Annotated in this window: 18 protein-coding genes; 8 read left to right on the top strand and 10 right to left on the bottom strand. The window is 63.9% G+C overall.

Going from position 1 to position 17,323, the window contains the following annotated elements; genetic code table 11:
- Positions 1–70 precede the first annotated feature (70 nt).
- Entirely contained in the window at positions 71–451 is a 381-nt protein-coding gene (locus PPL01S_RS20365; RefSeq protein WP_016391875.1) for a hypothetical protein, read from the top strand.
- A 2-nt stretch (positions 452–453) separates the two neighbouring features.
- Here PPL01S_RS20365 and PPL01S_RS20360 read toward each other — a convergent pair whose 3' ends face one another.
- Positions 454–1,290, bottom strand: a complete 837-nt coding sequence (locus PPL01S_RS20360; RefSeq protein ID WP_016391876.1) for a CvfB family protein — start codon at positions 1,288–1,290, stop codon at positions 454–456.
- 130 nt (positions 1,291–1,420) lie between these two features.
- On the opposite strand from PPL01S_RS20360, the gene PPL01S_RS20355 reads away from it, so the two are divergent.
- Positions 1,421–2,281, top strand: a complete 861-nt coding sequence (locus PPL01S_RS20355; protein ID WP_016391877.1) for a DUF6279 family lipoprotein — start codon at positions 1,421–1,423, stop codon at positions 2,279–2,281.
- A 74-nt stretch (positions 2,282–2,355) separates the two neighbouring features.
- Here PPL01S_RS20355 and aceK read toward each other — a convergent pair whose 3' ends face one another.
- Positions 2,356–4,065, bottom strand: a complete 1,710-nt coding sequence (gene aceK / locus PPL01S_RS20350) for a bifunctional isocitrate dehydrogenase kinase/phosphatase (RefSeq protein ID WP_028625176.1) — start codon at positions 4,063–4,065, stop codon at positions 2,356–2,358.
- 168 nt (positions 4,066–4,233) lie between these two features.
- Here aceK and PPL01S_RS20345 point away from each other — a divergent pair, with 168 nt between their 5' ends.
- Together PPL01S_RS20345 and PPL01S_RS20340 are read left to right on the top strand one after the other, a co-directional pair.
- Positions 4,234–5,115 (top strand): DMT family transporter, encoded by an 882-nt coding sequence (locus tag PPL01S_RS20345; protein WP_016391879.1) that lies wholly within the window; start codon positions 4,234–4,236, stop codon positions 5,113–5,115.
- Between the two features lie 115 nt (positions 5,116–5,230).
- Positions 5,231–5,701, top strand: coding sequence for a DUF4265 domain-containing protein (locus tag PPL01S_RS20340; RefSeq protein ID WP_016391880.1), 471 nt, complete (start codon positions 5,231–5,233; stop codon positions 5,699–5,701).
- A 4-nt stretch (positions 5,702–5,705) separates the two neighbouring features.
- On the opposite strand, the gene PPL01S_RS20335 is transcribed toward PPL01S_RS20340, so the two are convergent.
- From PPL01S_RS20335 to cysK, 4 genes are all read right to left on the bottom strand, one after another.
- Complete coding sequence (locus PPL01S_RS20335) at positions 5,706–6,587, bottom strand: DMT family transporter (RefSeq protein ID WP_028625177.1); 882 nt, start codon at positions 6,585–6,587, stop codon at positions 5,706–5,708.
- Between the two features lie 114 nt (positions 6,588–6,701).
- Positions 6,702–6,863, bottom strand: a complete 162-nt coding sequence (locus PPL01S_RS25440) for a hypothetical protein (protein WP_016391882.1) — start codon at positions 6,861–6,863, stop codon at positions 6,702–6,704.
- Between the two features lie 169 nt (positions 6,864–7,032).
- Entirely contained in the window at positions 7,033–7,968 is a 936-nt protein-coding gene (locus tag PPL01S_RS20330; RefSeq protein ID WP_016391883.1) for an aspartyl/asparaginyl beta-hydroxylase domain-containing protein, read from the bottom strand.
- Positions 7,969–8,108: 140 nt separating this feature from the next.
- A complete protein-coding gene (gene cysK / locus PPL01S_RS20325) occupies positions 8,109–9,083 on the bottom strand; it encodes a cysteine synthase A (RefSeq protein ID WP_016391884.1) in 975 nt (324 codons plus the stop codon).
- A 131-nt stretch (positions 9,084–9,214) separates the two neighbouring features.
- On the opposite strand from cysK, the gene PPL01S_RS20320 reads away from it, so the two are divergent.
- From PPL01S_RS20320 to PPL01S_RS20310, 3 genes are all read left to right on the top strand, one after another.
- Positions 9,215–10,288, top strand: a complete 1,074-nt coding sequence (locus tag PPL01S_RS20320; protein WP_028625178.1) for a DUF748 domain-containing protein — start codon at positions 9,215–9,217, stop codon at positions 10,286–10,288.
- 200 nt (positions 10,289–10,488) lie between these two features.
- Positions 10,489–11,334 carry an AAA family ATPase gene (locus PPL01S_RS20315; protein WP_008093435.1) on the top strand — a complete coding sequence of 282 codons (846 nt, stop codon included), beginning with the start codon at positions 10,489–10,491 and terminating at the stop codon, positions 11,332–11,334.
- A gap of 12 nt (positions 11,335–11,346) precedes the next feature.
- Positions 11,347–12,525 (top strand): vWA domain-containing protein, encoded by a 1,179-nt coding sequence (locus PPL01S_RS20310; protein ID WP_016391886.1) that lies wholly within the window; start codon positions 11,347–11,349, stop codon positions 12,523–12,525.
- A gap of 44 nt (positions 12,526–12,569) precedes the next feature.
- Here the strand turns inward: PPL01S_RS20310 and PPL01S_RS20305 are convergent, their stop codons facing one another.
- The 4 genes from PPL01S_RS20305 to PPL01S_RS20290 are packed head-to-tail and all read right to left on the bottom strand — an operon-like array spanning position 12,570 to position 16,251.
- Positions 12,570–13,487 carry a 5-oxoprolinase subunit C family protein gene (locus PPL01S_RS20305; RefSeq protein WP_016391887.1) on the bottom strand — a complete coding sequence of 306 codons (918 nt, stop codon included), beginning with the start codon at positions 13,485–13,487 and terminating at the stop codon, positions 12,570–12,572.
- Positions 13,484–14,179, bottom strand: coding sequence for a 5-oxoprolinase subunit PxpB (gene pxpB / locus PPL01S_RS20300; protein ID WP_016391888.1), 696 nt, complete (start codon positions 14,177–14,179; stop codon positions 13,484–13,486). The genes PPL01S_RS20305 and pxpB overlap by 4 nt, the downstream gene beginning before the upstream one ends.
- On the bottom strand, positions 14,176–14,955 hold the full coding sequence (locus PPL01S_RS20295; RefSeq protein WP_016391889.1) for a 5-oxoprolinase subunit PxpA: 780 nt from the start codon (positions 14,953–14,955) through the stop codon (positions 14,176–14,178). The genes pxpB and PPL01S_RS20295 overlap by 4 nt, the downstream gene beginning before the upstream one ends.
- A 9-nt stretch (positions 14,956–14,964) precedes the next feature.
- On the bottom strand, positions 14,965–16,251 hold the full coding sequence (locus tag PPL01S_RS20290) for an MFS transporter (protein WP_028625179.1): 1,287 nt from the start codon (positions 16,249–16,251) through the stop codon (positions 14,965–14,967).
- A gap of 129 nt (positions 16,252–16,380) precedes the next feature.
- Here PPL01S_RS20290 and PPL01S_RS20285 point away from each other — a divergent pair, with 129 nt between their 5' ends.
- Complete coding sequence (locus PPL01S_RS20285) at positions 16,381–17,292, top strand: LysR family transcriptional regulator (RefSeq protein ID WP_016391891.1); 912 nt, start codon at positions 16,381–16,383, stop codon at positions 17,290–17,292.
- The last annotated feature ends 31 nt before the right edge of the window (positions 17,293–17,323 follow it).

Below are 17,323 nucleotides of genomic sequence, written 5' to 3'. Positions count from 1 at the left end.
AAACCTTGCCCCACTACCCGCGACCCCTCACAATGCAGCCCTAATCAAGCGTCAACCCGCAGGAACCTGCATGAAACTCGACAAACCCGCCGCCATCGCCCGTCGCAACCAGGCGCTGGCCAACCCGGTGCTCACCAGCGCCAACACGCTGTTCGCCATCCTCGACCGCAAGCGCAACCTGTGGTGGTTCGAAGTGCCCGTGGCGCTTCTGCGCAAAGGCCAGCCGGACTGGGTAAACCTGCTGCTGCACACCCCCGAATCCGACGAACTGCAGCACTTGAAGGTACCCACCAACTTCCTCAGGGCCCATCAAGAGCAGATGGAAGTGCGCAACCCTGGCAAGCGCCGCTCGACCATCAGCCTGGCGCTGAGCGCCGATCGCGATTCGCTGCTGCGCGACACCCGTCCGGGTGGCGAGCAGCTCGACTTCAGAACCTTCGTGCAGGCCTGATATCAGGCCCGCTCGATGCGATCGTCATGGATGACGATGCGGCCCTGCTTGAACAACGCACCAATGGCCTTCTTGAAGTTGCCCTTGCTGACATTGAACATGCGGCTGATCACTTCCGGGTCGCTCTTGTCGCACACCGGCAACACACCGCCTTCGGCTTCCAGGCGCGCCATGATCTGCTCATGCAGGCCTTCAGCCAGCGCCTGGCCGACCGGCTGCAGGCTCAAAGCAATCTTGCCGTCGTGGCGCACTTCCTTGATGTAACCCTTCTCGTGCATGCCCGATCGCAGGAACTTGAACACTTCGTTCTTGTGGATCAGGCCCCAGTGGCGGTTGTTGATGATCGCCTTGAAGCCCATGGGCGTCTGCCCGGCCACCAGCAGTTCCACCGGCTGGCCAATCGGGTAGTCGGCCGGGGTGCGGTCCAGGTAGCGGTCCAGGCGTGAAGTGGCGGTGATGCGCCGGGTGCGCTTGTCGAGGTAGACGTGCACCACGCAGTAGTCGCCGACCTTCAGCGGACGCGCCTCTTCCGAATACGGCATCAGCAGGTCCTTGGACAGGCCCCAGTCGAGGAAGATGCCCGCACCGTTGATGTCCTTGACCTTGAGGCTGGCGAACTCGCCGACCTGGACCTTGGGCTTTTCGGTGGTGGCGATCAACTGGTCTTCGCTGTCCAGGTAGATGAACACGTTCAACCAGTCGTCGACCTCGGTTTCCGCGTCCTTCGGGATGTAGCGCCCGGGCAGCAGGATTTCGCCGTCGGCGCCGCCATCCAGATACAGGCCGAAGTCCACGTGTTTCACGATTTGCAAACTGTTGTAACGCCCAAGCAGAGCCATTTCCGATGTTCCTCAAGACAAGGCGGCTATTCTACACCTGAAGCCCGCGCGCTGCCCCACCGCTGATTCGGCGGAACCGTCGCGTGGCCCTTGCGTCTACCGAGTGGCCAGCCACTGCAAGGATCAGCACATGCCTCTACGCCTGTCCAAAGTCCTGCTCATCACCCTCGGCTTCGCCTTGGTACTGGCGGCGTGCAGCCGCATCGACCTGGCCTATCGCAACCTCGACCGGCTGGTGCCGTGGTCACTGGGTGAGTACCTGGCCATGAACCGCGAGCAGAAGACATTGCTCGACGAACGGCTCAAGCAGCACCTGGCCTGGCATTGCCAGACCCAACTGCCCGGCTACCTCGACTGGCTGGACCGGGTGCGCGACATGGTCGCCGAGGACCAGGTGACCGACCAGGCCCTGCAGCAGCGCACGACCGAGGCCCGCCAGGCCATAAGCCGCGTCGCCGAACAGATCACCCCTTCGGCCACCGAACTGCTGCGCGGCATGGACGATGCCCAAGTCGCGAAAATGCGCGAAGCCTTCCGTGAGGACATCAGCGAACGTCAGAAACTGTACGCCGATACGCCCTTGCCCAAGCAGATTGCCCGTCGCGCCGAGCGCATGGAAAAACGCCTTGTTCCGTGGTTCGGCGAGCTTACCGCCGCCCAGCGCCTGAGGGTATTGAGCTGGTCACAGGCGTTGGGCGACCAGAACCGTCAGTCGATCGCCAACCGCGCCCATTGGCAGCAGCAGTTGCTGCTGGCCATGAACCAGCGCACCGACGAAAGCTTCGAGCCGCGGCTGGCGCAACTGCTGCAACGCAAGGAAAGCCTGTGGACGCCGGAGTACCGCATCGCCTCCCAGAACAGCGAGCAGCAGGCGCGCAGCCTGCTTATCGACCTGCTGCACCAGAGCACCCCGGCGCAGCGCCGGCACCTGGAGGAACAGCTGGCCAAGGTGCGTACCGATTTCAGTGAACTCAAGTGCATGAAGGGTTGATCAGGCCCGGCCCTCTCGCAGTACCTTGTAGGAGCCGGCTTGCCGGCGATAGGGCCAGCCCAGCCAAGCAAAAATCATCGCCCTTTGCGCCGATACGGAAACACATCGATCACCTTCCCGTCCCGGATCGCCGCCTGCAGCCCTTTCCAGTAATCGGCGTCATACAGCTCCCCATGCAAGCGGCTGAACAGCCGCCGCTGGCCGATATCGGCGAACAGGAACGGCGGAAACTCCTCGGGAAACACATCGTGCGGCCCGATCGAGTACCACGGCTCACCCGACATCTCGTCCTCCGGGTAGCGCGGCGGTGGAATGTGGCGGAAATTGACCTCGGTCAGGAAGCTGATCTCGTCATAGTCGTAGAACACCACCCGGCCATGCCGGGTGACGCCGAAATTCTTGAGCAGCATGTCACCCGGAAAGATGTTCGCCGCCGCCAGCTGCTTGATGGCCAGCCCATAATCCTCCAGTGCTTCGAGCACCTGGGCTTCGCTGGCCTGCTCCAGGTACAGGTTGAGCGGCACCATGCGCCGTTCGGTCCAGCAGTGGCGGATCAACACCGTGTCGCCTTCCAGGGCCACGGTGGACGGTGCCACTTCCAGCAGTTCAGCCAGGCACTCGGGCTCGAACTTGCCGCGTGGAAAACGAAAATCGGCGAACTCCTGGGTATCGGCCAGGCGCCCTACCCGGTCGACACTCTTCACCAGGCGGTACTTGTCGATCACCGTGGCACGGTCGACGGTTTTCGACGGCGAGAAGCGGTCCTTGATGATTTTGAACACGGTGTTGAAGCCCGGCAGGGTGAACACGCTCATGACCATCCCGCGGACACCGGGCGCCATCACGAAACGGTCTTCGCTGTTGGCCAGGTGGTTGATCAGCGCCCGATAGAATTCCGACTTGCCGTGCTTGTAGAAGCCGATCGAGGTGTACAGCTCGGCAATGTGCTTGCCCGGCAGGATGCGCTTGAGGAAGTTGACGAACTCCGCCGGCACCGGCACATCGACCATGAAGTACGAGCGGGTGAAGGAGAAGATGATCGACACTTCGGCCTCGTCGGTGATCAGCGCGTCGGCCTCGATGCCATGGCCCTCGCGGTGCAGCAACGGAATCACCAACGGCCACTGCTCGTCGGCGTTGTACAAGCGACCGACCAGGTAGGCGCCCTTGTTGCGGTACAGCACCGGCACGAACAGCTCCACGGCCAGCGCCGGGTCCTTGCACACCCAGTCCGGCAGGCTCTCGCGCAGTTGCAATTCGAGGCGCGACAGGTCGGCCTCAAGGTCTCCATAGTCGAACGCATGGTCGGCGAAGATGGCTTGCAACAGGCCGTTGAGACTGCCGTCGAGGCGATAGGTACGCGTTTGCGCTGCGCGTTCATGGCCGCGCAGCGAAGGCCGCGTGGTGTGGATGAACATGCAGCCATCGCTGATCTGGTCATGGCTGAACAGGCTGCAGAACAACGAGTTGTACCAGGTCTCCGACAGTTCATCGTCCAGCCGCGGGTCGATCAGGCTGATATAGGCACTCTTGACCAGCGGCCATTGTTCGACCTGCAGCAACACCTCGTCCTCGAAGCCATCGCGCAACCAGCCATTGACCTCGCCGACCTTGCGCTCGTAGAGGTTGATGCGCGCCGCCGCCGCTCGCTGGCTGTCCTGCCAGCGCGCCTGCTCGAAGCGCTCGCGGGCGCCGAGGGTGATGCGACGAAAGTGCTCGCGGTAGTCGTCGAAGCCGTCGAGGATCATCCGGGCGATTTCGCCGGCAGGCCAGTGCTCGGTCATGCGAGACACCTCGCTGAGGGGGTGAGATAGACAGCTTAGTCGCCCTTGGCGTTTTGCGGTGCCGGTACCGGCCCTATCGCCGGAACAGATTCACACCGCAAGAAAGCACAAGAAACCACACTCCCGCGTCGCGTACACTCGCGCCCTGCCTCGTACCTGAAGACCGCTATGAGCCCCATCGCCCTGACCCGCCTGCTGACCCTTGCCGCCGTCTGGGGGGCGAGCTTCCTGTTCATGCGCATCATTGCCCCCGAACTGGGCACCGTACCCACCGCCTTCTTCCGCGTGTCGATCGCCTGCCTGGGCCTGATCGCCATCCTCGCCGCCGCGCGGGTGCGCTGGAACCTCGAAGGCAAGCTCGGCGCCTGCCTGGTGCTGGGCATGATCAACTCGGGAATCCCGGCCACCTTCTATTCGGTGGCGGCGCAGGTGCTGCCGGCGGGCTATTCGGCGATCTTCAACGCCACCACGCCGCTGATGGGCGTGTTGATCGGCGCGTTGTTCTTCCGCGAGGCGATGACACCGGCAAAACTGTGCGGCATCTTCCTGGGCCTGTTCGGCGTCGGCATCCTCAGCGGCGCCGGCCCGGTGGCCGTGGACATGGCGTTGCTGCAAGGCGCCCTGGCCTGCCTGGCGGCGACCACCTGCTACGGCTTTGCCGGGTTCCTCGCCCGGCGCTGGATCAGTGGCCTGGACAGCCGTCTCTCGGCTCTGGGCAGCATGCTCGGCGCCACGCTGATGATGACCCCGCTGTTCGCCTGGAGCGCACTGACCCAGCCCCCCGCCACCTGGGGCGGCTGGCAGGTGTGGATGTCACTGCTGGGCCTGGGGCTGTTGTGCACCGCTTTCGCCTACATCCTGTACTTCCGCCTGCTGGCCGAGATCGGGCCGGTCAAGGCCAGCACCGTGACGTTCCTGATTCCGGTGTTCGGCGTGCTGTGGGGCGCATGGCTGCTGGATGAGCCGCTGTCGATGGGGCACCTGTATGGCGGGTTGCTGATTGCTGCGGCGCTGTGGCTGGTGCTCAAGCCTGCGCGGCGTAGTGCCTGATGGATCGCAGGGGCTGCTGTGCAGCCCGATCGCCGGCAAGCCGGCGATGAGGCCAGTACAGACAACACAAGCAAAGCGCATTACGATAGGCAGCCCTTCTGACACGTAATGCCCCATGCCCCCCGAGCCCCCCCCTGCCTACAAGATCGTGCTCTGGCGCCTGGAGCAGGATGCCCAAGGCTACCCACCCGCCTCGGTCGAAGGCCTCTGGGCAAAACCCACCGCAGCCGGTTACCAGGTCGACAGCATCCCTTTCTATGCCTACGGCATCGCCCCCGGCGATACCATCAGCATCCGCCAAGACGGCGAGCAATACTGGTTTGAAAGCTTGCAGCTCAGTGGCGGCGCATCGGTGTTCCGAATTTTGGTCAAAGCCGCAGGCGACCTTGAACAGGTACGCGCGGCACTCGAGGATTTCGGCTGCCCCAGCCAGGTCGAAAAGGCCGTCAGGATGCTTGCCGTCGAGGTCCCGCCTGCGCGCTCACTCGACACCCTCCTCTACTACCTGCTGACCCAACGTGAAGCCGGCACCCTCGACTTCGAGGAGGGCGTGCTGCGCCACACCATCCCCGAAGAGTTCCGCTAGAGCGCTACGCTTCGGCCATCTGCGCCGCCGGCTTGCGGAACACGAACAGCAGACCGACCACGATCAGCCCCATGCCCAGCAGGCTGAGCAGGGCCAGGCGATTACCGAAGATCAGAAAATCCATCACCGCGGTCACCGCCGGCACCAGGTAGAACAGGCTGGTGACGTTGACCAGGTTGCCCTTGGCGATCAGCCGGTACAGCAGCAGGGTCGCCAGCAGCGAAACCACCAGGCCCATCCACAGCAGCGCGCCGACAAAGCCGCCGGTCCAGTCCACCTGCAGCGGTTGCAGCGGCGCGAACACCGCGCACATGGCAAAGCCTGCCAGATACTGCAGCGGCAGCGTGCCCATGGGGTTGTCGGTGATGCGTTTCTGCAGGATCGAACCAAAGGTCATGCTGGCCAGTGCCAGCAAGGCGAACAGCATGCCAAGCAGCGACACGCCGCCCAGGTTGATGCCCTGGTAGACCACCATCACCAGCCCACCCAGCCCCAGGCCCAGCCCGAACAGCCGGCTCCACGAGCGCTGGCGTTCCATCAGCACCACGGTAAGGATGGGTTGCACGCCCATTACCGTGGCCATGACGCCAGGGGTGACATGGGTATTGAGCGCCAGCAGGTAGAAGATCTGGTAGGCGCCGAGCAGCACGCAGCCGGTACCCAGGGCCCGCAGGATAGCCCCCCGGGTGCGCGGCCAGCGCAGGCCCAGCAACGGGCCGATCAGCAGCAAACCGGTGAGTGCCAGCGCCGAGCGCAACAGCAGGAAGGCGAAGGGACTGGCGTGGGCAAGGCCGAGTTTCGAGACGATGGCGCCGCTGCTCCACAGCAGGACGAACAGGCTGGTGGTGGCCGCCGAGGCCACGGATGCTTTGGTAAGGATAGACATGTATGCACCTGTATTCGGGCAAATGAGCCGAACGGTGGGCGTGTGCTTCAGTAAGGGAAGTAGCCGACCGTGTTCAGTAGGTTGCGTGTGCGAAGGGATGCGGCCAGAAGCCGATCAGCCCAGCACGACCACGCAGCGAGGCGGAGCTACGCCGCCGACGACGCCACTGACAGGTGGTGGGTAATGACTGATCATGACCGGCTGCTGGCTGCCACGCACGACCATGCCCGCGACTGGCGCGATGGCAAAGCATGTGGTGGAAGGGCTGGCTTGCATGAACAGGGTCTTCGAGGAAGTGAGTGGTCTGGAATATAGCGGTGAATCGGGTGGTGGGCAATAGCTGCCCCTTGGGGTGCCCCTATCGCCGGCAAGCCGGCTCCCACATTGAATGCTGCGCAATAGCCGGCTTGCCGGCGATAGGGCCAGAACAGGCAGCGTAGATCGTTCAGAACAACCAGTGATACAACAGATAAGCGACCACTGCCGCCAGCACCGGCCGCAGCACGCGGTAGGCCTTCGGATTGGCACGCTTGAACTGCTTCACATGGGTGCTGATCCGGCTGCTGAAGCGCTTGCTCCAGGCATACGCCTGGTTGATCCCGCCTACGCGCTCGTCATCAGTGTTCTGCGGCGCGGTGGCGCGGCCGAGGAAGGCACTGACCTTGCGGTTGATGCGGGTCATCAGCGGGTTGCTCAGCGGGCGCTCGATGTCGCAGAACAGGATCACCCGGGTAACGTCGGTTTCGTTCTTCACCCAATGCACGTAGGTTTCATCGAACATCACATCCTCGCCGTCACGCCAGGCGTAGACCTGGCCATCGACGTAGATGCGGCAGGCGTCGGAGTTCGGCGTCGACAAGCCCAGGTGGTAGCGCAACGAGCCCGCGAACGGGTCGCGGTGCGGGTTCAGGTGGCTGCCGCCGGGCAGCAAGGCGAACATCGCGCCCTTGACGTTGGGTATGCGGCTGACCAGTTCGACGGTCTTCGGGCACAGCGCCTCGGCCGACGGCAGCGGCTTGTCGTACCACTTCAGGTAGAAGCGCTTCCAGCCCTTCTTGAAGAACGAACCGAAGCCGGCATCGTTGTCCTTCGCTGCGGCACGGATATAGCCCTCGTCGAACAGGTGCATCGCCTCTTCGCGAATCACCTGCCAGTTGTCCTTGAGCACATCCAGCTCCGGAAAACGCTGGCGGTCCAGGTACGGCTTGGACGGCACGCCGGAGAACAGGTACATCAGGCTGTTGTAGGGAGCGAACAGCGCCGAGTGGTTGACGAACTGACGCAACATTGGCAGGCGCGCCTTGCCGCGCAAGTGCACGAACAGCACACTGCCGAAGAACACCAACAAGAAACCTGCCTTGGCGGCGAATGAATAGGTCATGCAACACTCCTTTGAAAAGAAGCAGGCCCGCGCTGCCTGCTTCCGGAAAATCATCCTGCCATCATAAACACATCCCGCCCAGTGAGAAAACCGCCCGAGCGGCATCTCACTGTTGAGGATTCTGCAACAAACCTGCCGGCTTACTGCTGGTTTTCCTGCTCGCTGAACAGGTCACTGAACAGCATGCTCGACAGGTAGCGTTCACCAGAGTCCGGCAGGATCACCACGATGGTCTTGCCCTGCATCTCCGGCTTCTCGGCCAAACGCACCGCCGCTGCCATTGCCGCGCCACAGGAAATGCCACAGAGGATGCCCTCTTCCTGCATCAGACGAATGGCCATGGCCTTGGATTCTTCGTCGGTCACCGTCTCGACCTGGTCGACGATCGACAGGTCAAGGTTCTTCGGCACGAAGCCGGCACCGATGCCCTGGATCTTGTGCGGGCTGGGCTTGAGCTCTTCGCCGGCCAGGGTCTGGCTGATCAGCGGCGAGGCCACAGGTTCCACCGCCACCGACAGGATCGACTTGCCCTGGGTGTGCTTGATGTAGCGCGATACGCCGGTGATGGTGCCGCCGGTGCCGACACCGGCCACCAGCACATCGACCGCACCGTCGGTGTCGTTCCAGATTTCCGGGCCGGTGGTCTTTTCATGGATGGCCGGGTTGGCCGGGTTGTCGAACTGCCCAGGCAGGAAGTACTGCTCAGGGTCCGATGCGACGATCTCGTTGGCCTTCTCGATCGCGCCCTTCATGCCCTTGGCCGGCTCGGTCAGCACCAGTTCGGCGCCGAGGGCCTTGAGCACCTTGCGCCGCTCCAGGCTCATCGATGCCGGCATGGTCAGGATCAGCTTGTAGCCGCGCGCGGCGGCGACAAAGGCCAGGCCAATCCCGGTATTGCCCGAGGTAGGCTCGACGATGGTCATGCCCGGCTTCAACTTGCCGCTGCTTTCGGCGTCCCAGACCATGTTCGCGCCGATCCGGCACTTCACCGAATAACCGGGGTTGCGCCCTTCGATCTTGGCCAGGATGGTCACCCCACGCGGGGCGATGCGGTTGATCTGCACCAGCGGCGTGTTGCCGATGGAATGGGCGTTGTCTGCGTAGATACGGCTCATGACAGGTTCCTTGGCATGAAATAGCAGGGAAAGACTTAAAGGGTAAGCCTGCCGTTGCAGCCAGTAAAGCCTGTTCGAACTCCCCGACTGCGCCTGTGGTCAACCGTGCAACCCGCCCCGGAGAGCCTTCGATGAACGCCCGCTACCGCTGGCCGCTGCTCGGCCTCGCCAGCCTGGTCGTGCTGCTGGTGGCGCTGCACCTGGCGCTGCCTTACCTGGTGCGCGACTACCTCAACGACCGACTGGCCGACATGGGTGAGTACCGCGGCCAGGTCGCCGACGTGGACCTCGCCTGGTGGCGCGGCGCCTACCAGATCAATGGGCTGAAGATCGTCAAGACCAGCGGCAAGGTGCCGGTACCACTGCTCGACGCCCCCTTGATCGACCTGTCGGTGAGCTGGCATTCGCTGTGGTATGACCGCGCCGTGGTGGCCGAGGTCACCTTCGTGCGCCCCGTGCTCAACTTCGTCGACGGTGGCAGCAAGCAGGCCTCGCAGACCGGCCAGGGCACGGACTGGCGCCAACAGCTGGAAAAACTGCTGCCCATCACCCTCAACGAAGTGCGCATCGAGAACGGCACGCTGACCTTTCGCAACTTCACCTCCAAACCACCCGTCGACCTCAAGGCCACCCAGCTGGATGCCAGCATCCGCAACCTGACCAATGTGCGCGACAAGAAAGGCCGTCGTGACGCCAGCTTCGAGGCCAAGGCGCTGATGCTCGGCGACGCCAAGGTCGAGAGCCGCGCCACCTTCGACCCGTTCAGCGACTTCGACGATTTCCAGTTCCGCCTGCGCGCCACGGGTATCGAGCTGCGCCGGCTCAACGATTTCGCCAGCGCTTACGGCAAGTTCGATTTCAACGCCGGGCACGGTGACCTGGTGATCGAGGCCCAGGCGCAGGACGGTCGGCTCAATGGCTACATCAAGCCACTGCTGCGCGATGTCGATGTCTTCAACTGGCAACAGGACGTCGAGAACAAGAACAAGGGCTTGTTCCGATCCATATGGGAAGCGTTGGTGGGCGCCAGCGAAACGGTGCTGAAGAACCAGCCGAAGAACCAGTTCGCCACCCGCGTGGAACTCAGCGGTAGCGTACACAAGCAGGACATCAGCGCCTTCGAGGCGTTTTTGCAGATCCTGCGCAACGGGTTCATCCAGGCGTTCAATGCACGCTATGAGCAGTCGGCGCCCGATTCCGACTGAGCGGGTGTGACGGGCCATTCAGGGACTGAATACCCGGTCTGCGTTTCCACGCGTCAGGGGGCGGGGTATAGTCGCTGACAAACGACAAACATGTGCTGCCCTATCGCCGGCAAGCCGGCTCCCACAGGATCTCCACACTACCTGTGGCAGCCGGCTTGCCGGCGATAGGGCCAGAGCAGCCCCCGCAGAGGACACTCCCGATGAAGTTCGAAGGCACCCGCGACTATGTCGCCACAGACGACTTGAAACTGGCGGTCAACGCGGCCATCACCCTCGAACGCCCGCTGCTGGTCAAGGGCGAACCCGGCACCGGCAAGACCATGCTGGCCGAACAGCTCGCCGCCTCCTTCGGCGCCCGCCTGATCACCTGGCACATCAAGTCCACCACCAAGGCCCACCAGGGCCTCTACGAATACGATGCAGTCAGCCGTCTGCGCGACTCGCAGCTGGGCGTGGACAAGGTCCACGACGTGCGCAACTACCTGAAGAAAGGCAAGCTGTGGGAAGCCTTCGAGGCCGAGGAGCGGGTCATCCTGCTGATCGACGAGATCGACAAGGCCGACATCGAGTTCCCCAACGACCTGCTGCAGGAACTCGACAAGATGGAGTTCTACGTCTACGAAATCGACGAGACCATCAAGGCCAGGCAGCGCCCGATCATCATCATCACCTCGAACAACGAAAAAGAGCTGCCCGACGCCTTCCTGCGCCGTTGCTTCTTCCACTACATCGCCTTCCCCGACCGCAACACCCTGCAGCAGATCGTCGATGTGCACTACCCGAACATCAAGCAATCGCTGGTCAGCGAGGCGCTGGACGTGTTTTTCGACGTGCGCAAGGTGCCGGGCCTGAAGAAAAAGCCGTCCACCTCCGAGCTGGTCGACTGGCTCAAGCTGCTGATGGCCGACAACATCGGCGAAGCGGTACTGCGCGAGCGCGATCCGACCAAGGCCATTCCACCGCTGGCTGGCGCCCTGGTGAAGAACGAGCAGGACGTGCAGCTGCTCGAACGCCTGGCCTTCATGAGCCGGCGCGGCAACCGCTGACAGGAGCCGGCCATGCTGCTCAACCTGTTCAATGAAATGCGCGCGGCCAAGGTGCCGGTGTCGGTACGTGAACTGCTCGACCTGCTGAACGCCCTGCAAAAGCGCGTGGTGTTCGCCGACATGGACGAGTTCTACTACCTGGCCCGGGCCATCCTGGTGAAGGACGAGCGCCATTTCGACAAGTTCGACCGTGCGTTCTCGGCCTACTTCAAGGGCTTGGAAAACCTTGACCAGCACCTCGAAGCGCTGATCCCCGAAGACTGGCTGCGCAAGGAATTCGAGCGCTCGCTGACCGATGAAGAGCGCGCCCAGATCCAGTCCCTGGGCGGCCTGGACAAGCTGATCGAGGAGTTCAAGAAACGCCTCGAAGAACAGAAGGAACGTCATGCCGGCGGCAACAAGTGGATCGGCACCGGTGGCACCAGCCCGTTCGGTTCGGGCGGTTTCAACCCCGAAGGCATCCGCGTCGGCGAGGCCGGCAAGCGCCAGGGCAAGGCGGTCAAGGTGTGGGACCAGCGCGAGTACAAGAACCTCGACGACCAGGTCGAACTGGGCACGCGCAACATCAAGCTGGCCCTGCGCCGGCTGCGCAAGTTCGCCCGCGAAGGCGCCGCCGAGGAGCTGGACATCGACGGCACCATCGACCACACCGCTCGCGATGCCGGGCTGCTGAACATCCAGATGCGCCCGGAGCGGCGCAACACGGTGAAGCTGCTGTTGCTGTTCGACATCGGCGGTTCGATGGACGCCCACGTCAAGGTCTGCGAAGAGCTGTTCTCGGCCTGCAAGACCGAGTTCAAGCACCTGGAGTACTACTACTTCCACAACTTCGTCTACGAGTCGGTGTGGAAGAACAACCTGCGCCGTACCTCGGAGCGGTATTCCACGTTCGACCTGCTGCACAAGTATGGCGACGACTACAAGGTGGTGTTCGTCGGCGATGCGGCCATGGCGCCCTACGAGATCACCCAGCCGGGTGGCAGCGTGGAGCACTGGAACGAAGAAGCAGGCTACGTGTGGATGCAGCGCTTCATGGAGAAGTTCAGGAAGATCATCTGGATCAACCCGTATCCGAAGCAGGCCTGGGACTACACGGCGTCGACCCACCTGGTGCGTGACCTGATCGAGGACAAGATGTACCCGCTGACCTTGCAGGGGTTGGAAGAAGGGATGCGCTACCTGTCCAAATAGTCTGTCGCCCTATCGCCGGCAAGCCGGCGATAGGGCCATCAGCGTCACCGCCAGCGCTGAAGGTACGCCTGCTGCCCCTGCCAGGCCTCATCCTGCACCACCGCCCTGAACCGCACCGCCGCCCCCGGCATGCACTGCGCCAGCTGCGCCAACGCAAGCGGCGTCAACGCTCCCAGCCGCGGATAGCCGCCAATGGTCTGGCGGTCATTGAGCAGCACGATCGGCTGCCCGTCAGGCGGCACCTGCACCGCCCCCAGCGGGATCCCTTCGGAGATCATCGGCGCGCCCTGATAGACCAGCTGCGGCCCCAGCAAACGGATGCCCATGCGATCAGCCCGGCTGTCCAGCGTCCAGTCACTGTTGAATGCCTCGAACAGGCTGGTGCCGCCGAAATCACCGATCTGCGCCCCCATGACCAGATCCAGCAGCGGCTTGTGCGGATAACCCGGCCGCAGGGCCTCGGGCACCTCGCGCAGCAGCGCCGGGCTACCCGCGAAACTCAGCAGCTGCCCTTTGCCCAGCGCAGCCCCCTGCCCATCGATGCCACCCAGCGCTTCACGCACCACGGTGGCACAACTGCCCAGCACCGACTCACCGAGGAACCCGCCGGGCGCCGCGAGGTAAGCGCGTACGCCCTGCTTCGGCTGCTTCAAGGTCAACCGCTGCCCTTTGGCCAGGGCAAAACTGCGCCAGGGTGCCAGCGGCTGGTCGTCGATGCGTGCCTCCAGGTCTGCACCGGCCAGGGCCAGCACACAGTCCTGCTCGGCCAGCACACTGAACCCGCCCAGCGCGACTTCGATCACCGGTGCATCCAGGGGGTTGCCCAGCAGCCAGTTGGCCCAGTACATCGCTACCCAGTCCAGCGCCCCGCCCTGGGTCACGCCCAGGTGACGCACGCCGAAACGCCCACCGTCCTGCAATTGGCACAGCGCTGTGCTGGCCTCGATCATCAGCTGCTTCATGCACCAGCCTCCAACGGACTGTCATCTCCGCCCAACGCCAGGAACTCGGCGTGGGAAACTGCCACGAAGCGCACCCGATCACCGGGCTGCAGCAGGCTGTAACCTTCGCGCTCACGGTCGAACAGGCGCACCGGCGTGCGCCCGATCAGGTTCCAGCCGCCGGGCGAGACCGCCGGGTACGCCGCCGTCTGACGCTCGGCAATGCCCACGCTGCCCGCCGCCACGCGCTTGCGCGGGGTGCTCAGGCGTGGCGTGGCCAACCGCGGGTCCACCAGGCCCATGAAGCCGAACCCTGGAGCAAAGCCCAGGGCGAACACCGGGTAGTCGCGCTCGCTGTGCAGGCGGATCACCTCGCCCTCGCTCAGGCCGCTGCGCGCTGCCAGCACGGGCAGCTCAGGGCCGACACTGGCGTGGTACCAGACCGGGATCTCATGACGCCGGCCGGCGTTGCCGGTGTCCGGCTGCAACCCTTCCAGCGCCTGCAGGATCCGCACCTTCGCCTCGCCAGGTGGCAGGTCGAACTGCAGCATCAGCGTGGTGTAGGACGGCACCAGGTCCAGCAGGTGCTTGCCCAGCGCTGCACTCAAGCGTTGGCTGGCCGCCAGTATCCACGGCATGTTGGCTTCGTCGATGGTGTCGAACAGGCGCACCATCAGGCTGTCGATGGCGACGACTTCGATGCGTACCTTCATGCCTGCTCCAGCCCATCGAGTGCCTGTCGAATCTGCCGCACCGCCGCCACCGAACTGTCGTTGTCACCGTGCACGCACAAGGTGCTGGCCTGCAGGCGCACCGCGCTGCCGTCGCCTGCTACCAGCGCATAGCCACGGGCCAGGCGCACGGCTTGCTCGACCACCAGCGCCGGGTCGTGATGCACCGCACCAGGGAGGCTGCGCGACTGCAGATGGCCGCTGGCGGTGTAGGCGCGATCGGCGAAAGCCTCGAACCACAGCGGTACGCCGAACTCATCGCCCAGGGCCTGAGCAGCGCTGTTGTCGGCGGTTGCCATCAGCATCAGCGGCAGGCCGCTGTCGTAGGCGGCCATGGCTTCGAGCACGGCGCGCAGCTTGAGCGGGTCGGCCATCATGTCGTTGTACAGCGCACCGTGCGGCTTGACGTAGGCCACCTGGCCGCCAAGGGCTTTGCAGATGCCCTGCAGGGCGCCGATCTGGTAGTGCAGCAGGTCGCGGATCTCTTCAGCGCTGCAGGCCATGGAGCGGCGACCGAAGCCGACCAGGTCCGGATAGGCCGGGTGCGCGCCGATGACGACCCCGTGCTGCATCGCCAGGGCCACGGTGCGGCGCATGGTGCCGGGGTCGCCTGCGTGGTAGCCGCAGGCGATGTTGGCGCAGTCGATGTAAGGCATCACTTCGGCGTCGCGGCCCATGCGCCAGCTGCCGAAACTTTCGCCCATGTCGCAATTGAGCAGCAGGCGTTTGACCTGGCGTGTTCCCGTTTCGATGTTCATGAGCCTGCCTCAGCGCGCCTTGAGTTGTTTGCCACAGGTTTCCGGCAAGCTCAGGGCCGCCAGGATCACCACGCCGTAGGACACCGCGGAGAACGCGCCAATCCCCAGGCCCAGCGGCACGCTCTGGCTGAGCAGGCCGATCAGCAACGGGAACACGGCCGCGATCACCTTGCCGATGTTGTAGCAGAAGCCCTGCCCCGAACCGCGGATGCGGGTAGGGAACAGTTCGGTGAGAAACGCCCCCATGCCGCTGAAGATACCCGAAGCGAAGAAGCCCAGCGGGAAGCCCAGCCACAGCATCAGGTCGTCGCTGACCTGCATCTGCGTGTACAGCAGCACGATGATGAACGAACCCACGGCGAACAGGATGAAGTTCTTCTTGCGCCCGAGGATATCGGACAGGTACGCGCTGATCACGTAGCCGACGTAAGAGCCGACGATCACCATCGCCAGGTAGCCGCCGGTGCCCAGTACGCTCAGGCCGCGCTCGTTCTTGAGGAAGGTCGGCAGCCACGAGGTGATGGCGTAGTAGCCACCCAGCGCACCGGTGGTCAGCAAGGACGCGCGCACGGTGGTCCAGAGCATGCCGGGGGCGAAGATCTCGTAGAAGTGCGAAGGCGCTTCGACCTGCTCCACCGCCTTGGCCTGGCGGTACACCTCGGGGTCCTTGACCAGGCGGCGAACGAAGATCACGAAGATGGCCGGCACCAGGCCGAGCAGGAACAGCGCACGCCAGGCCTGCTCGGCAGGCAGCCAGGAGAACAGCAGCGCATAGAGGATCGCCGTCAGCCCCCAGCCCAGGGCCCAGCCGGACTGCACCATGCCGACTGCCTTGCCACGGTCCTGCGCGCGGATCACTTCGCCGATCAGTACCGCACCTGCGGTCCACTCGCCGCCGAAACCGAAGCCCATCAGGGTGCGGGCGATCAGCAGTTGTTCGTAGTTCTGGGCGAAGCCGCAGAGGAAGGTGAAGAAGGCGAACCACAGCACCGTCAGCTGCAGGGTACGCACCCGGCCGATGCGGTCGGACAGGATGCCGGCGATCCAGCCACCGACGGCCGAGGCGATCAGCGTGCTGGTGTGGATCAGCCCGGCTTCGGTGGTGCTGATGCCCCACAGCATGATCAGCGTGGGGATGACGAAGCTGAGCATCTGCGTGTCCATGCCATCCAGGCCATAGCCGATCTTGCAGCTCCAGAAGGTGCGCCGTTGCTGGGTGTCGATGTCGCGGTACCAGGCGAACGGCCCGGTCGAAGGTGGGGATTGCACCTGTTGCTGCACGCCGCTTGGGTTCATGCTTGCCTCGGCTTGTTGGTATTGTTTTATGGGCGACGTCTGGCGTCGCGGCCTGCCATCATTGTTCAGAGCCCGCGCCAAGTGCGTCCAACGAGAAAAACCGCCGGTCTGGAACAAGAAAAACTGATCATGAACCTTCGCTTCCTCGAAACCTTCGTCTGGGTCGCCCGGCTCAAGAGCTTTCGCCTCACTGCCGAAAAACTGTTCACCACCCAGGCGTCGGTCTCCAGCCGCATCGCCGCGCTGGAGGCAGACCTGGGGGTGAAACTGCTGCTGCGCGACTCACGTGGCGTCAGTCTGACCCCGGAAGGCACCAAGGTGCTGGAGTACGCCGAGCGCATGCTCGACACCGCCAAGGCCATGAAGCAGTCGCTGGACAGCGACCGGGCCAAGGTCGGGCGCATTCGCCTTGGCGTGATGGACACGGTGATTCACACCTGGATGAGCGCACTGGTGGCGGAGCTGACCGAGCGCTACCCCCAGGTGGAAATCGAACTGGTCGCCGATACGGCGCTGAACTTGCGCGAACAGCTGCAAAAAGGCTTTCTCGATGTAATCCTGCAGACCGACCTGCTGCGCGAGCAATCGATCCGCAGCCTGGACCTGGCACGCTATCCCATGGGCTGGGTGGTGGCCGCTGGTGCCGCCCAGCACCGCGATTATGCGTCCTTGGCCGAACTGGCCCGCGAGCGGATCGTGACCTTCTCGAAGAACTCACGGCCTCATCAGGAAGTGCTCAGCATGCTGCAGGCCGCAGGCGCCCAGGCCCCGCGCCTGAACTGCGTGAACTCGGTGGCGGCGATCACCCGCCTGCTGCGCGACGGCTTCGGCATCGGTGCGTTGCCGCCGGCGCTGGTGGGTGAAGAGCTGAGCCGCGGCGAGCTGGTGCTGCTCGAAGGTTTGCAGCCACCGCCGAGCCTTGAACTGGTCGTCGCCTGGCAGACCGGGGTGGCGTTGGTGGATGAGGTGGTCGGGGTTTGCCGGCAGGTGCTGGAGCGCTATGCGCGGGATGTGGGAGCCCAGAGGATTGTGCTGGTCTGATGGTTTTGCAGTGCCAGCACCGGCCCTATCG

It is taken from the genome of Pseudomonas plecoglossicida NBRC 103162 = DSM 15088, from assembly GCF_000730665.1.
In the GTDB taxonomy this organism is placed as follows: Bacteria; Pseudomonadota; Gammaproteobacteria; order Pseudomonadales; family Pseudomonadaceae; genus Aquipseudomonas; species Aquipseudomonas plecoglossicida.
Note: the sequence above shows the minus strand (reverse complement) of the source record. Positions and strands in the feature narration are given on the sequence as shown.

Excerpts from the sequence above, each read along its gene's own strand:
- PPL01S_RS20330 (WP_016391883.1), bottom strand. The coding sequence starts at position 7,968 with ATGACCTATTCATTCGCCGCCAAGGCAGGTTTCTTGTTGGTGTTCTTC.
- PPL01S_RS20365 (WP_016391875.1), top strand. The coding sequence starts at position 71 with ATGAAACTCGACAAACCCGCCGCCATCGCCCGTCGCAACCAGGCGCTG.
- PPL01S_RS20290 (WP_028625179.1), bottom strand. The coding sequence starts at position 16,251 with ATGAACCCAAGCGGCGTGCAGCAACAGGTGCAATCCCCACCTTCGACC.
- PPL01S_RS20315 (WP_008093435.1), top strand. The coding sequence starts at position 10,489 with ATGAAGTTCGAAGGCACCCGCGACTATGTCGCCACAGACGACTTGAAA.
- PPL01S_RS20305 (WP_016391887.1), bottom strand. The coding sequence starts at position 13,487 with ATGAAGCAGCTGATGATCGAGGCCAGCACAGCGCTGTGCCAATTGCAG.
- PPL01S_RS20335 (WP_028625177.1), bottom strand. The coding sequence starts at position 6,587 with ATGTCTATCCTTACCAAAGCATCCGTGGCCTCGGCGGCCACCACCAGC.
- cysK (WP_016391884.1), bottom strand. The coding sequence starts at position 9,083 with ATGAGCCGTATCTACGCAGACAACGCCCATTCCATCGGCAACACGCCG.
- PPL01S_RS20340 (WP_016391880.1), top strand. The coding sequence starts at position 5,231 with ATGCCCCCCGAGCCCCCCCCTGCCTACAAGATCGTGCTCTGGCGCCTG.
- PPL01S_RS20360 (WP_016391876.1), bottom strand. The coding sequence starts at position 1,290 with ATGGCTCTGCTTGGGCGTTACAACAGTTTGCAAATCGTGAAACACGTG.
- PPL01S_RS20295 (WP_016391889.1), bottom strand. The coding sequence starts at position 14,955 with ATGAACATCGAAACGGGAACACGCCAGGTCAAACGCCTGCTGCTCAAT.
- PPL01S_RS20310 (WP_016391886.1), top strand. The coding sequence starts at position 11,347 with ATGCTGCTCAACCTGTTCAATGAAATGCGCGCGGCCAAGGTGCCGGTG.
- PPL01S_RS20320 (WP_028625178.1), top strand. The coding sequence starts at position 9,215 with ATGAACGCCCGCTACCGCTGGCCGCTGCTCGGCCTCGCCAGCCTGGTC.
- PPL01S_RS20355 (WP_016391877.1), top strand. The coding sequence starts at position 1,421 with ATGCCTCTACGCCTGTCCAAAGTCCTGCTCATCACCCTCGGCTTCGCC.
- PPL01S_RS20345 (WP_016391879.1), top strand. The coding sequence starts at position 4,234 with ATGAGCCCCATCGCCCTGACCCGCCTGCTGACCCTTGCCGCCGTCTGG.
- PPL01S_RS20285 (WP_016391891.1), top strand. The coding sequence starts at position 16,381 with ATGAACCTTCGCTTCCTCGAAACCTTCGTCTGGGTCGCCCGGCTCAAG.
- PPL01S_RS25440 (WP_016391882.1), bottom strand. The coding sequence starts at position 6,863 with ATGCAAGCCAGCCCTTCCACCACATGCTTTGCCATCGCGCCAGTCGCG.
- pxpB (WP_016391888.1), bottom strand. The coding sequence starts at position 14,179 with ATGAAGGTACGCATCGAAGTCGTCGCCATCGACAGCCTGATGGTGCGC.
- aceK (WP_028625176.1), bottom strand. The coding sequence starts at position 4,065 with ATGACCGAGCACTGGCCTGCCGGCGAAATCGCCCGGATGATCCTCGAC.